This window comes from Sulfitobacter sp. HGT1, from assembly GCF_013282155.1.
In the GTDB taxonomy this organism is placed as follows: domain Bacteria; phylum Pseudomonadota; class Alphaproteobacteria; order Rhodobacterales; family Rhodobacteraceae; genus Sulfitobacter.
The window spans coordinates 312,295-326,433 of record NZ_BLWI01000012.1 but is presented as its reverse complement, the minus strand read 5'-3'; the positions used below and the strand labels follow the sequence as shown (position 1 = coordinate 326,433).

Here is a 14,139-nt window from a genome sequence, read left to right as displayed (position 1 = left end):
CGCTTGATTGATGCACGTTTGGAGCTGGCGCTTGACGGCGGCGGCCTTGATTTACCGGCCGAGGGGACGATTGCCGTCTTCCAGCCGCCCCGAGACAGCGATCTGCCCGGTTTGGCCAAAGATCGCGTTCAGATTATCCAGGATTTTAAACCCGATTACGACGCATGGGTCGCTCGTGGCTATGATGTGGTGCACAGCATCGCGGGCCGTTATGCGGCCTGTATCGTCTGTCTGCCCCGCGCCAAGGCCGAAGCGCGCAAGATGATCGCTGACGCCTGCGAGGCGTGCGACGGTATTGTCGTTGTTGACGGTCAAAAGACCGACGGTGCTGACAGTATCCTGCGCGAGATGCGCGCCCGCGTCACGATCCAGGGTCCGATCTCGAAGGCCCACGGCAAGATGTTCTGGATCAGCGAGCCCGCCGCCGATTTTTTTGTGGATTGGAAGCAAGGGCCCGAAATGACCGAGGGCGGGTTCTGGACCGCGCCGGGTGTTTTCTCAGCGGATGGCGTCGATCTGGCTTCGGCGCTTTTGGTGGATGCACTACCGGAAAAACTGGGGGCCGAGGTCGCCGATCTGGGGGCTGGCTGGGGTTTTCTTTCTGCCCATCTGCTGACCCGCGAAAGCATCAAAAAGCTGTACGTGGTCGAAGCCGGACATATGGCGTTGGAATGCGCCCGCCGGAATGTCAGTGACGACCGCGCCGAATTCCTGTGGGAAGACGCGACCACCTGGAAGCCGCCACACCAGCTGGACGCTGTTGTGATGAACCCGCCGTTTCACACCGGACGCGCCGCCGAACCCCAGATCGGGCAGGCATTTGTTGCAGCCGCAGCGCGTATGCTGTCAGGTCAGGGCAAGCTGTGGATGGTCGCGAACCGTCACCTGCCCTATGAGGCCGAGCTGAAAACCCGCTTTGCCCATGTCGAGGAAATCGGCGGGGATGCGCGGTTCAAGCTGTTTCACGCCGCGCGCCCTTTGCGTAAACGTCGCTAAGCGCCGGTTGGCGTCATAAGGAACGAGTTTCATGTCATTTTCGATAAAAGGCAAAAACGTCATCGTGACAGGCGCGGCAAACGGGATTGGCCTCGCTATTGCGCGGCAGTTTGCTGACAAGGGTGCCAATGTGATGTGCGCCGACACCGATGAAAAGGCGTTGGCCGAAGAGCTGGGCGATGCAAAGGACGAGGGCAACATCCGTTTCTTTGCCGGCGATCTGCGCCAGCGCCTGACCATTGCCAATCTGGTTTCAGCGACAATCGACGCCTTTGACGAGGTGGATGTGCTGGTCAACGCATCGCGGCAGTTCTTGCCGACCGAGGCGTTGAACGGCGAGGACACCAGCGTTGAAACGCTGTGGCAGGAAAACGTGATGACCGCGCTGCAACTGACGCAGCAAGTGTCGAAACGGATGATCAAGCAATCCGAAGACCGCCCGGATGGCCCGGTGGGCAGCATTATCAACCTCAGCTCGATCGCGTCGCGGCACACGCGGCCGGAATTGATGGCCTATTCAATGGCCGCCGCCGCGCTTGAACAGATGACACGGTCGATGGCGTTGGCATTGGCCCCGCACCGTATCCGCGTGAATGCCGTGGCTTTCGGGTCGGTGATGAGCGGATCACTAAAGGCATCGGTGGCAGAAAACCGTGAATGGCGCGATGATATCCGCAGCCATACGCCACTAGGTCGCATTGCATCGCCGTCAGAACTGACCGACACCATTCAATATCTGGCGGCGGACAGCTCGAGCTTTATGACGGGCGGAGTGATCGTGGTGGACGGGGGCCGTTCGCTTCTGGATGCGGCGGATGCGCCTGCGCATTAGCGGTTCGTTCCCTTTCGCAGGCATTGCGCAGCGTGAGCACAGATAAGGTACGAGATATGACAGACAGTTTCGACACAGAGAAATCACGCGCGGCGGCCTGGTTTCACGAATTGCGCAACCAGATTGTGGATGCGTTTGAAGGGCTGGAAAACAGCCATGATGCTGGGCCTTTGGCCGATGCGGCCCCCGGCAGGTTCGAGGTCACCCAGACGACCCGCAGCAGTGAAGACGGGTCGGATGCTGGCGGCGGGTTGATGAGCGTCATGCGGGGCGGCCGCGTGTTCGAAAAGGTCGGGGTCAATATATCGACGGTCTATGGCACTTTGGGCGAACGCGCGCAGAATGCGATGGCGGCGCGCAAGGGCATTCCGGGGATGAAGGACGACCCGCGGTTCTGGGCATCCGGCATCAGTCTGGTCGCGCATATGCAAAACCCCCATGCGCCTGCGGTTCACATGAACACCCGCATGTTCTGGACGCCCCATGCGTGGTGGTTCGGGGGCGGATCGGATTTGAACCCTTGCATCGAATATGCCGAAGACACTGCGCATTTTCATGAGCAGCAAAGGGTGCATCTGGATCCGCATGGCGCGGAGCTGTACCCCAAGCTGAAGGCATGGGCGGATGAATATTTCTATATCCCGCACCGCAACCGCGCCCGGGGTGTGGGCGGTATCTTTATGGATGATCATTGCACGGGCGATTGGGGCGCGGATTTCAAGCTGACCCAGGACATCGGCCGCGCCTTCCTGCCCGCCTATCTGCCCTTGGTGGAAAAGCGGCGCGTGCAGGATTGGACCGAGGCTGACAAGGATGCGCAGCTTGTGCATCGCGGGCTCTATGCGGAATATAATCTGGTCTATGACCGCGGGACGAAATTCGGGCTTGAGACGGGGCATGATGCCAATGCCGTGTTGATGAGCCTGCCGCCTTTGGCGAAATGGGTGTGACCTGCCGCTAGGGTCGATGGGGGCCAGCCCCCGTCCTTGCGGACTCCCCCGGGATTTTTGACCATTTGGAAGATGTAGAAAGGGCCTCCCGCGTTTGTGTAACGGGGAGGCCCTTGGACGTTTAATAGAGCCGTTGCGCTTTATTGTTTGGGCAGCATCACGCCGTCGATGACATGGATCACGCCGTTGGATTGTTTTACATCCGCGATTGTGACGAAGGCAGCGTTGCCGTTTTCATCGACCAGTTTCATTTTGTCGTCGGCATAGGAGGCTTGCAATACGCAGCCGCCCAGTGTCGGAACGGGGTGTTCGCCGCCGTCATCATTGATCATGCCTTGCAGGGCTTCGGCCATCACGGCTTTGCCGACCACGTGGCAGGTCAGAATTTTTGCCAGGGTGTCTTTGTTTTCCGGCTTGAGCAGCATTTCGACTGTGCCTGCTTCAAGGCGGTCAAAGGCGGCGTTGGTTGGGGCGAACACGGTGAACGGGCCTTCGCCGGACAGAGTTTCGACCAAGCCGGCAGCCTGGACCGCTGCGACCAATGTGGTGTGGTCTGCGGAGTTAACAGCGTTTTCAACGATGTTTTTTTCAACGGACATTTCTGCGCCGCCGACCATCGGGTTCATGGCATGTGCATCTGCGAATGCAGCGCCGGCGGTGAGGGCCAAAGCTGCTGTGGCGGTCATCATTTTTTTCGTGAAAGTCATGGTATGCTCCTGAGTTTCTATGTGCCGACCGTTGATCGGTCATGTCCTATTCACGGGCAGGGCAGACAGAGAGTTTCAGGAGATTGATAATATTTTGAAAAATTATTTTGGCCCATGCCAGTCAAAGAAATGTGGGCCTGCCTGGGACAGCAGTTCCTGGGCCAGATCGACGCCCATTTGCCCGCCGTCGGATATGGGGCCGCTGCGGCTGCCTGCGATCACTTCGGAGCCATCGGGGCGCAGCACCTCGCCGCGCAGGTACAGTGTGTCACCGTCGAGCGTGGCCAGCCCGGCGATAGGCGTTTCGCAAGACCCGTCAAGCGTCAGCAGGAAGGCGCGTTCGGCGATCAGGCGCTGGCCTGTGGGCGCGTCATGGATCGCGGCAAGCAAGGCTTGGGTGTCCACGTCACCTGCGCGGCGTTCGATGCCGATGGCCCCCTGGGCGACGGCGGGCAGCATGTCGGTGTCGTCGATCGGGGTGGCGGGGACGTTTTCCATGCCCAGACGGTTCAGGCCCGCCATGGCAAGGAAGGTGCATTCGGCCACACCGTCAGCCAGCTTGCGCAGACGGGTTTGAACGTTGCCGCGGAATTCGACGACCCGCAAATCTGGGCGTTTGTGCAGCAATTGCGCCCGGCGGCGCAGGCTTGAGGTGCCGACGACCGCGCCGTCGGCCAGTTGATCCAGCGCAGAGAGCAGCGGGGCGACAAAGGCGTCGCGCGGGTCTTCGCGCGGCAGGAACGTATCCAGCAGCAGGCCGCCGGGCTGGATCGTCGGCATGTCTTTCATCGAATGGACGGCGATGTCGATCTTGCCGGCCAGCAGGTCTTCTTCGATCTCGCGGGTGAACAGGCCCTTGCCGCCGATTTCCTTGAGGGGGCGATCCTGAATAAGGTCGCCGGTGACCTTGATCACCACAATCTCGAACGCGGTCAGCGGCAGGTCGAAGGCGGTGGACAGGCGCGCGCGGGTTTCGACCGCTTGAGCCATCGCAAGAGGGGAGCCACGGGTGCCGATGCGCAGGGGGTTCTGAGGGGTGGGCAGGGTCAAGGTCATGAAGTTCTCTTTGGGCAAGTCAATTTTGTGCGACAATGGGGCACCCGCGCCTTGACTTCCAGCCCTCACATCTTGACCAAAGGCAAAAGTTTTCCTGAGGAGCCGACACATGGCGCAGACAACAGCCCCAACCAAAACCATTTTGCGCGCCTTGGCGGGTGAAACGCTGCCGACACCACCGATCTGGATGATGCGTCAGGCGGGCCGCTATTTGCCCGAGTACAAAGCCACGCGCGCCCAGGCAGGGGATTTCCTGTCGCTGTGCTATAATCCCGACCTTGCGACCGAGGTGACCTTGCAACCGATCCGGCGGTACGGATTTGATGCGGCGATCCTGTTTGCCGATATTTTGCTGGTGCCCCAAGCCTTGGGCGCTGATCTGTGGTTTGTCACGGGCGAAGGGCCGCGGTTGTCGACGGTTACAACCCAGGCCGATTTCGACAAGCTGAAACCTGTCGATGTGATTCACGAGACGCTGAACCCCATCTATCAGACCGTGCGCAACCTTGCGGGGGCCTTGCCGCCGGAAACCACGTTGATCGGCTTTGCGGGCGCGCCATGGACTGTGGCGACCTATATGATCGCGGGGCAGGGCACCAAGGACCAAGGGCCGGCGCATCAGTTGCGGATCAATGACAACCCGTTGTTCGAATCGCTGCTGAACCTGATCACCAAGGCGACGATCGAATATATGTCGGCCCAGATCGAGGCCGGTGCCGAAGTCATGAAGATTTTCGACAGCTGGGCGGGGTCGCTGTCGGGCGAGGCCTTCCAGAAATATGCGTTGGAGCCAGCCCGCGAGATCACGCAGGAGCTGAAGAAACGTCACCCCGGTATTCCGATCATCGGTTTCCCGCGCGAGGCGGGCGACCAGTACATCGGTTTCCACAAAGCCACCGGTGTGGATTGTGTGGCCTTGGATAACTCCGTCTCTGCTGAATGGGCTGCTGCGAATGTGCAGGTTGACGGCTGTGTGCAGGGTAACCTTGCGTCACGCCATATGGTCACCGGCGGGCAGGATCTGATCGACGAGACACGGGCGATTGTGAAGGCGTTTTCCAAGGGCCCGCATATCTTTAATCTAGGTCATGGCATCACGCCGGACGCCGATCCGGACAACGTTCAGTTGATGATTGATACGGTTCGCGAAGCAGGTTGATGACATTAGATTGGTTTTGGCCCTTGACGGGGGCCAAGGCCCGTCATATTCGAAGCGCCGATGGCGTTATAGCTCAGTTGGTTAGAGCGAACGACTCATAATCGTTAGGTCCCTGGTTCAAATCCAGGTAACGCCACCATCACCCCCTCCGCTCAGATTTGCCTTTGTGACTGTGTCACCGCAAAATATGTGAATTATTCTGCATTTTTGCGTCATTTCGTTTGACGGTTACAAAATCCCGGCAGTTAATTTGCATGAAAGTGCAGAATTGCACTTTTCAAGAAACGTTGGAGACGCAGAGCGCAAAAAGTAGCATCGAAAAGATAATGACAAAGATTGTTAGATGGCCTAACAATATTGCGAAAGAAACGCTAGGTCACCTGATCCAATTCAGGGACATGCTGTTCAGGGGAGGTTGAGCTGATGGATTCTCGTACAGTGCTTATGTGCGATGGTTGTGCATCTGATCTTTTTCCCCCAACTAATGCGATCCAATCGGAAAGCCCGCCGTCGAGCGGGAACCGTAACGACCAACAATAACGGGAGAGATCAAATGATGATGAGAAGAACTATGATGGGTGTCGCAGCAGCCGCGCTTGCCGTCGGGATGAGCGCAACAGGTGCTTTCGCGCAAGACGTCACTTTGCGCCTGCACCAGTTCCTGCCGCCACAAGCCAATGTGCCAAAGCAGGTTCTGGACGTGTGGGCCGACAAGGTTCAGGCAGACAGCGGCGACCGCATCAAGATCGAGCGTTACCCCTCCATGCAGCTTGGCGGTAAGCCACCGGAGTTGATGGACCAGGCGATTGATGGCGTGGCCGATATCGTATGGACCGTTGTCGGGTATACACCGGGCCGTTATCCGTCGACCGAAGTGTTTGAACTGCCCTTCATGGTGGGCGACGCGCGCGCTGCCAGCTCTGCTTATTGGCAGATGTTTGAAAAGCACATGAAAGACACCGAATTCAAAGACGTGCACATCTTGGGCACATGGGTTCACGGCCCCGGCTTGCTGCACACCAACAAGGAAGTGCGTACACCTGCCGATATGCAGGGCATGAAGATCCGTGGCGGTTCGCGTCTGGTGAACCAGCTTTTGGAAACCACCGGTGCAACGCCTGTTGGTATGCCCGTTCCGGCGATTCCCGAAGGCCTGTCCAAAGGTGTGATCGACGGGACAACCATCCCGTGGGAAGTCACCACAGCCCTGAAAGTGCCAGAGCTGGTCAAGAACCACACCGAATTCGCGGGGTCTGCCTTGTACACGCTGACATTCGTGCTGGCGATGAACAAAGACAAGTATGACAGCCTGCCAGACGATCTGAAAAAAGTCGTTGATGACAATTCGGGGCTGGAATTCTCGGTCTTTGCTGGTGGTACGCAAGCGGATGCCGATGGCCCCGCGCGTCAGATCGCCGTTGATCTGGGCAACAACATCGTGACCTTGTCCGATGAGGAAACCCAGGTTTGGCGCGAAACAGCGCAGCCGATCTATGACAGCTGGGTTGCCGACATGAACAGCAAAGGCATCGACGGCCAGGCGCTGATCGACGAGGCCAAGTCACTGATGGACGCTTACGGCAAATAAGCTGCCGACGATAAAAACAGACCTGTGGCGCGACAAACGCCGCAGGTCTTTCGCCTTAAAGATTTCCAAACATAAGAGATGTCACATGCATCGGCTGATCCAGTTTCTTGCCCGGTTTACCGCTGTTATCGGGGGGATCGTTCTGACGGCGTTGATCCTGATGACAACGTTTTCGATCATTGGGCGCGCAATCAACAAAGTGCTGCACAATGAATTCTTTCAAACCCAACTCAGTGGTCTGTCGCAAGCCTTGCTTGATCTGGGCGTCGGCGAAATCAACGGCAATTACGAACTGCTCGAGGCCGGCATCGCCTTTGCGATCTTCTCGTTCCTGCCGATTTGCCAGTTTAACGGATCCCATGCGAGCGTGGATGTTTTCACCTCGTTCCTGTCACGCAAGGTGAACCGTTGGATTGCGGCCTTTTGGGAAGTCGTTATGGCCGTGGTGATCATCCTGATCATCTGGCGCCTGTTCGAGGGGATGCAACGCTACATCGGCAATGGCGAGACGACGTTGTTTCTGCAATTCCCTGTCTGGTGGGCCTATGCCGCCAGCTTTGTTGCCGGGATTATCTCGTGCATCGTGGCGGTCTATTGTGCTGTGATCCGGGTGATCGAAGCTCTCAGAGACGAAAATTTTCTTCCTAGCGAACAAGGGGCACACTGACGTGACCAATCTAGAAATGGGCTTTTGGTCCTTCCCTGTGCTGTTGTTGATGATCTTTTTGCGCGCGCCGATCGGCCTTGCCATGCTGCTGTGCGGCTTTGGCGGCTGGTTTTTCGCGATGGGCGGTAATCCGACCCCGCTGTTGGCCAAGCTGAAATCAGAGACATACACGACATTCTCGAGCTATTCCTTGTCGATCATTCCGATGTTCCTGCTGATGGGGCAATTCGCGACCCTGTCCGGCATGTCCACCGCCTTGTTCAAAGCGGCAGAAAGCTTCCTTGGGCATCGTCGCGGCGGCGTTGCGATGGCCGCTGTGGGGGCCTGTGCGGGCTTTGGTGCCATCTGTGGCAGTTCGCTGGCGACAGCGGCAACCATGTCCAAGGTCGCCCTGCCGGAACTGCGCCGCTATGGGTATTCGGGTGGGTTTTCCACCGCGACACTGGCAGCGGGCGGCACCTTGGGCATCTTGATCCCGCCATCGGTGATCCTGGTGATTTACGCGATCCTGACCGAACAGAACATTGCCAAGCTTTTCCTGGCGGCGTTCATCCCCGGTATTCTGGCGGCCCTTGGCTATATCGTCACGATCTCCATCTATGTGCGGCTGAACCCGAACTCTGCCGGTACGCGCCCTGCGGTGCCGATGGCAGAGCGGTTCAAGGCCTTGGCAAACACATGGCCGGTTCTGGTGATCTTTTTCATCGTTGTCGGTGGTATCTATCTGGGGTGGTTCACCCCGACCGAAGGCTCTGCCATCGGTGCGGCGGGTACGGGTCTGGCGGCGTTGCTGGCGGGCAGCCTGAACTGGTCGGTGCTGCGCGAAAGCCTGCTGGGCACGGCGAAAACCACCGGCATGATCTTCTTTATCGTGCTGGGGGCGGGGTTCTATAACGGGTTCCTTGCGCTTTCGGGTGTGCCGCAGTTCATGGCCGACTGGGTTGTCAATCAGGGCTATAGCCCGTGGTTCGTGCTGACGATCATTCTGGTGTTCTACCTGATCTTCGGCTGCCTGATGGACAGCTTGTCGATGATCCTGCTGACGGTTCCGATCTTCTTTCCCGTCATCTCGGCGATGGATTTCGGGATGAGCACAGAACATCTGGCGATCTGGTTCGGTATTCTGGTGCTGATTGTGGTCGAGGTGGGGCTTATCACGCCGCCGGTGGGGATGAACCTGTTCATCATCAACTCGATGGACCGCGAAACCCCGATGACCGAAACCTACAAGGCGGTGATGTATTTCGTCGGGTCCGACATCGTGCGCGTGATCATTCTGGTGATGTTCCCCGCGATCACATTGTTCCTGTTACCCGGCTAGATCTGGCCCTTTCCCCGCGCTTCGGCGCGGGGCGCTAACGTTTATCAGGTCCGCCTTGTCCGGCGCGGCCAAGGAGGATTCATGACCAATAGTTCCAATCTTATACCGCATAAGGTCATTCGAACCGATCGGCCTGACGGGTCCATTTTGTTGGAGTCAGGTTACGATCTGGGCCCCGTTGCCCGCTGCACAGGCGACTGGTTGCATGAATGGGCGGCATCGGCCCCCGACAGGGTGTTCCTGGCAGAGCGGTCGGGCAGTGGCTGGCGCACGGTCAGCTATTCTCAGGCGCTTGAAATGGTGCGCAGCATTGCGGGGCATCTGTTGTCGCGCGATCTGGGGCCGGAAAAGCCCATTCTGATTGTGTCGGGCAACAGCATTGATCACGGGCTGCTGTCGCTGGCGGCGCAATATGTCGGCGTGCCGACCGTCCCCGTGGCCGAGCAATATTCGTTGATCCCCGCCGCCCTGCCGCGTCTGGATTATGTGGCCAAGCTGGTAAAGCCCGGCATGGTCTATGCCTCTGATGCCACCCAATACGCAGGTGCCTTCGGGCTGGAGAGCCTGAGCAGTGCTGAAAAGCTGTCGTCCTTGCCCGGTGCCACGGGGGCGACTGATTTCACCAGCCTGCTGACCCCAAGCGACGCGGATGTGGATGCGGCCTTTGCCAAGATCACACCGGACACCTTGGCGAAAATCCTGATGACCTCGGGGTCCACGTCGGACCCAAAGGGGGTTTTGACCAGCCAAAAGATGATGACCACGAACCAGGCGCAACTGGCGCAGGCCTTGCCTTTTGTGACGGCACGGCCCCCGCAACTGGTGGACTGGCTGCCGTGGAACCACGTGTTTGGCGGGTCGCATAACTTTAACCTGATGCTGGCAAACGGTGGCAGCCTGTATATCGACGAGGGCAAGCCCGCGCCGGGGATGTTTGACAAGACCCTTGCCAATCTGCGCGAGATTTCCGGCACGATCAGCTTCAACGTGCCGGTTGGATTTGCCCAGCTTGTCAGCGCGCTGAACGACGACAAACAATTGCGCGACCGCTATTTCGCCGAGCTGGATATGATTTTTTACGCCGGTGCGTCCCTACCGCAGGCGACATGGGCCGAACTGGAACGGCTTGCCATGGAAACCCGCGGGAAGTTGCCGCTGATCAATTCGTCTTGGGGGTTGACCGAAACCGCGCCTGCCGCGCTTTTGCAGCATGAACCCGCAAAAGGCGCTGGTATCGTGGGCGTGCCGTTGCCCGGTGTGAAGGTGAAACTGATCCCCGATGCCGACGGGCGCTGCGATGTGCGCGTGGCGGGGCCGACAATCACCAAGGGCTACCACGACAACCCCGCAAAAACAGCCGAGGCATTTGACGAAGAAGGGTTCTTTGTCACCGGCGACGCGATGCGGTTGATTGATCCGACCGACCCTGCGCGGGGGCTGATGTTTGACGGGCGCATGTCCGAAGACTTCAAACTGATGACCGGCACCTGGGTGCGCGCGGCGCAGTTGCGGCTGGATCTGCTGGCCGCCTTGGCCCCTTATGTGTCTGATCTGGTGCTGACGGGGCAGGGCCGCGAGGAAGTGGGCATGTTGCTGATCCCCAACCGCGCGACGATTGCCGCGCAAGGCTGGGATGTGTCCGACGATGGCGGGGCACTGGTTTGCGCGCCGCTGATGGACAAGATCGGTGCCGTGATGAAAGAGCTGGCGGCAAAGACAACCGGCAGCGCGGCGCGGGTGACGGGGGCCGTGATTATGGCCGATATTCCGTCCATGGGCGACGGCGAAGTGACCGCCAAAGGCAACCTGAATTTCCCGAAAATCCTGATGCGCCGCGCCGATCTGGTTAACCGTATCTATGACAGGGCTGATCCCGCGCGGATATCGGCGGTTTGATGCAATAAAATGCCCAATGTCGCAGGTTTGCTTGCGACATTTTGTCATAAGTGCACAATAAAGCATCTACGTTTGGGAGGACTAAGATGACCGTCGTCACCGCGCATGCGAATGCTGTTACCTATTTTGTCGACCGCCACCCCGAAGAAGGGCGCGGGGACAAGATTGCCTTTCGCGAAATTGGCAGCGGCAGGGCGCTGACCTACGGCGATATGGCTGTGGGTGCGGGGCAGATTGCTGGTGCCTTGGCACGCGCTGATATCCGCCCCGAAGAACGCGCCGCGATGCTGGTGCTGGATCAGATCGAATTTCCGCAAATCTTTTGGGGCGCGATAAAAGGTGGCGTTATTCCGGTGCCGTTGAACACGCTGCTGGCGACGTCGGTCTATGACACGATCCTGCGCGATTCTCGCGCTGCTATTCTATTTGTCTCGGCTGAACTGTGGGATGTCGCCAAGGGCGCGGTCGCGGGCAACCCCTATCTGCGTCATGTGGTCGTGATCGGGGATGCCCCTGCCGGCACAACCAGTTTTGAGGATTTCAAGGCAGGGGCTGAGGCCCGCGAAACCATGGCTGTCAGTCCCGACGAGGTGGCATTCTGGCTCTACTCCTCGGGGTCTACGGGGCAGCCGAAAGGCGTGGCGCATGTGCATTCGGCCTTGCGCGCGACATCGGACACTTACGGCAAACAGGTGCTCGAGATTGCCGAAGATGATGTGGTTTTTTCGGTCGCCAAGCTCTTTTTCGCCTACGGGCTGGGCAACGCGATGACCTTCCCGCTGTCGGTCGGTGCCACGGCCCTGTTGCTGGCGGGGCGTCCGACACCGGATGGTGTGGTCGCCTTGTTGAACGCTGAAAATCCGACGGTGTTTTGCGGTGTGCCAACGCTTTATGCGGCGATGGTTGCGCATATGGATAAATCAGGTGGCCTGACGGCACCGTTGCGCACCTGTATCTCGGCTGGCGAAGCGTTGCCCGAAGAGGTCGGCCTGCGGTGGGAAAAACATGTCGGCACCAGCATCCTTGACGGCGTTGGATCGACCGAAATGCTGCACATCTTTCTGAGCAACAGGAAGGATGATCTGGTCTATGGCACCTCGGGTGTTGCGGTGCCGGGATATGCGCTGCGTCTGGTGGATGAAACGGGCGAGGAAGTGCTGCCCGGTGGGGTCGGCGAATTGCTGGTCAACGGGGCCTCGTCTGCCAATTCATATTGGAACCAGCGCGAAAAATCCCGCAGCACATTCGAAGGTGTCTGGACCCGCACGGGCGACAAATACGAGTTGGGCGAAGACGGCAGGCTGACCTATTGCGGGCGCACGGACGACATGTTCAAGGTGTCCGGCATCTGGCTGTCACCCTTCGAAGTGGAGGGTGCGCTGGTCAGTCATCCGCGTATCCTTGAGGCCGCCGTGGTGGCCGTCGAAGACGCCGATGGTCTGGAAAAACCCAAGGCATTCGTGGTGTTGAAAGACGGCGAGGCGGACGAGGCCTTACTGCTTGAGCTGAAAAATCACGTCAAAGACAAGATCGGTAAATGGAAATATCCGCGCTGGATCGAGGTGGTGCAAGACCTGCCCAAAACGGCGACGGGCAAAATTCAGCGGTTCAAACTGCGGGAGGAGAAGTGATGGGTGTGACTTGGTCAAACGAGGCGGGCTTGCATCTGACGGCGGGCGGAAAATCACTGGAATATGCGGCATGGGGCCCCAAGCCCGCTGACGCACCAACATTGGTTTTGCTGCACGAAGGCTTGGGCAGTGTGGCGCTGTGGCGTGATTTCCCGCAGGCTTTGGTTGATGCCACGGGGTTTGGCGTGCTGGCCTATTCAAGGGCCGGCTATGGCGCGTCCGATCCCGTCGATCTGCCACGCCCGTTGGATTATATGACCCAAGAGGCCCTGCATTCGGTTGGCGACGTGCTGGACGCCGCAGGGATCGAACACGCGGTTCTGTTGGGTCATTCCGACGGCGCAACAATCGCCACGATCTATGGCGGTTCGGTGTCTGACATGCGTGTTCGGTCGCTGATCCTGATGGCCCCGCATTACTTTACCGAACCGATGGGTTTGGCCGCGATCAAGGCGGCGGGCGATGCCTATGCCAGTGACGGGCTAAAGGAAAAGCTGGCCAAATATCACACAAATGTCGATGTCGCATTCAACGGGTGGCATGGCGCGTGGACCGACCCCAAGTTCGAGGCGTGGAATGTCGGCGACAGCATTGACCATCTGCGCATTCCGGTTCTGGCCATTCAGGGGCGCGATGACCCCTATGGCACACTTGCCCAGATCAACGAGATCGAAACGCGGATTTACTCACCCGTCGAGACATCGATTTTGGACAACTGCGGCCATGCTCCGCATCTGGATCAACCACATGCGACACTGGATGCAATCCGCGAATTCTGCGCCCGCCTTGACCGGATCGAGCGTGAAGTCGTGCAGATCGCCTAGATGTTTCGCGCCGTGGTCCCCTCGCACGCCTATGTGCCGGGTCAAACCGCGCGGCATCCGGACGATTGGTTCGATGTGATAAAGGCCAGCGTGTCCAGCGGTGTTTCGGTGGACACGCTGGACCAGACGGAGGCGTGGAAGGCCGGGCTCTATTATTTCCACGCCGGGTATTTCTGGGAATGTCACGAGGTGCTTGAGGCCGTCTGGATGCGCACAGGCGATCCGTCGCCCGAAAGAGCCATGACACAGGCGGTCATTCAACTGGCCAACGCGCGGCTGAAGTTGCGGATGGACCGACCGAATGCAACGCAAAGGTTGTGCGGCATTGTCGATGATCTGCTGGCGCAATGCGCAGGGGCCAAGACGATTCTGGGGATTGAGGTCAGGGATGTGGCAAGCTGGATGGCTGAGACACGCAAAATGATTTAGATGCGATATGATGCATAAAACTGTGGAGATATCGACCAGTTTGCAGATTTTTGTGGCAATATGATGCCATAATTGGGATTGAT

Annotated in this window: 13 protein-coding genes and 1 tRNA gene; 12 read left to right on the top strand and 2 right to left on the bottom strand. The window is 58.7% G+C overall.

What is annotated here, in order from left to right; all coding sequences use genetic code 11:
- Window positions 1-3 precede the first annotated feature (3 nt).
- Genes HGT1_RS15090 through hemF form a run of 3 tightly spaced genes read left to right on the top strand, consistent with a single transcriptional unit; the run spans window position 4 to window position 2,778 of the window.
- Window positions 4-996: a class I SAM-dependent methyltransferase gene (locus HGT1_RS15090; RefSeq protein WP_176250770.1), complete on the top strand. Its 993-nt coding sequence runs from the start codon at window positions 4-6 to the stop codon at window positions 994-996.
- Window positions 997-1,027: 31 nt separating this feature from the next.
- Window positions 1,028-1,828, top strand: coding sequence for an SDR family NAD(P)-dependent oxidoreductase (locus HGT1_RS15085; protein ID WP_176250769.1), 801 nt, complete (start codon window positions 1,028-1,030; stop codon window positions 1,826-1,828).
- 56 nt (window positions 1,829-1,884) lie between these two features.
- Window positions 1,885-2,778, top strand: coding sequence for an oxygen-dependent coproporphyrinogen oxidase (gene hemF, locus HGT1_RS15080; RefSeq protein WP_176250768.1), 894 nt, complete (start codon window positions 1,885-1,887; stop codon window positions 2,776-2,778).
- Between the two features lie 140 nt (window positions 2,779-2,918).
- Here the strand turns inward: hemF and HGT1_RS15075 are convergent, their stop codons facing one another.
- Together HGT1_RS15075 and hemC are read right to left on the bottom strand one after the other, a co-directional pair.
- Complete coding sequence (locus HGT1_RS15075; RefSeq protein WP_176250767.1) at window positions 2,919-3,485, bottom strand: fasciclin domain-containing protein; 567 nt, start codon at window positions 3,483-3,485, stop codon at window positions 2,919-2,921.
- A 102-nt stretch (window positions 3,486-3,587) separates the two neighbouring features.
- A complete protein-coding gene (gene hemC, locus HGT1_RS15070) occupies window positions 3,588-4,541 on the bottom strand; it encodes a hydroxymethylbilane synthase (protein WP_176250766.1) in 954 nt (317 codons plus the stop codon).
- A 109-nt stretch (window positions 4,542-4,650) separates the two neighbouring features.
- On the opposite strand from hemC, the gene hemE reads away from it, so the two are divergent.
- The 9 genes from hemE (at window position 4,651) to HGT1_RS15025 (ending at window position 14,056) form a co-directional block, all read left to right on the top strand.
- A complete protein-coding gene (hemE, locus tag HGT1_RS15065; RefSeq protein WP_176250765.1) occupies window positions 4,651-5,700 on the top strand; it encodes a uroporphyrinogen decarboxylase in 1,050 nt (349 codons plus the stop codon).
- A gap of 62 nt (window positions 5,701-5,762) precedes the next feature.
- Window positions 5,763-5,839, top strand: a tRNA-Met gene (locus tag HGT1_RS15060).
- 414 nt (window positions 5,840-6,253) lie between these two features.
- On the top strand, window positions 6,254-7,288 hold the full coding sequence (locus HGT1_RS15055; RefSeq protein ID WP_176250764.1) for a TRAP transporter substrate-binding protein: 1,035 nt from the start codon (window positions 6,254-6,256) through the stop codon (window positions 7,286-7,288).
- A gap of 85 nt (window positions 7,289-7,373) precedes the next feature.
- A complete protein-coding gene (locus HGT1_RS15050; protein ID WP_176250763.1) occupies window positions 7,374-7,955 on the top strand; it encodes a TRAP transporter small permease in 582 nt (193 codons plus the stop codon).
- A gap of 1 nt (window position 7,956) precedes the next feature.
- Window positions 7,957-9,276: a TRAP transporter large permease gene (locus HGT1_RS15045; protein WP_176250762.1), complete on the top strand. Its 1,320-nt coding sequence runs from the start codon at window positions 7,957-7,959 to the stop codon at window positions 9,274-9,276.
- Between the two features lie 81 nt (window positions 9,277-9,357).
- Window positions 9,358-11,172, top strand: a complete 1,815-nt coding sequence (locus HGT1_RS15040) for a feruloyl-CoA synthase (protein WP_176250761.1) — start codon at window positions 9,358-9,360, stop codon at window positions 11,170-11,172.
- 86 nt (window positions 11,173-11,258) lie between these two features.
- Window positions 11,259-12,803, top strand: a complete 1,545-nt coding sequence (locus HGT1_RS15035; RefSeq protein WP_176250760.1) for a benzoate-CoA ligase family protein — start codon at window positions 11,259-11,261, stop codon at window positions 12,801-12,803.
- Window positions 12,803-13,627, top strand: coding sequence for an alpha/beta fold hydrolase (locus HGT1_RS15030; RefSeq protein WP_176250759.1), 825 nt, complete (start codon window positions 12,803-12,805; stop codon window positions 13,625-13,627). The genes HGT1_RS15035 and HGT1_RS15030 overlap by 1 nt, the downstream gene beginning before the upstream one ends.
- Complete coding sequence (locus HGT1_RS15025) at window positions 13,628-14,056, top strand: DUF309 domain-containing protein (RefSeq protein WP_176250758.1); 429 nt, start codon at window positions 13,628-13,630, stop codon at window positions 14,054-14,056.
- The last annotated feature ends 83 nt before the right edge of the window (window positions 14,057-14,139 follow it).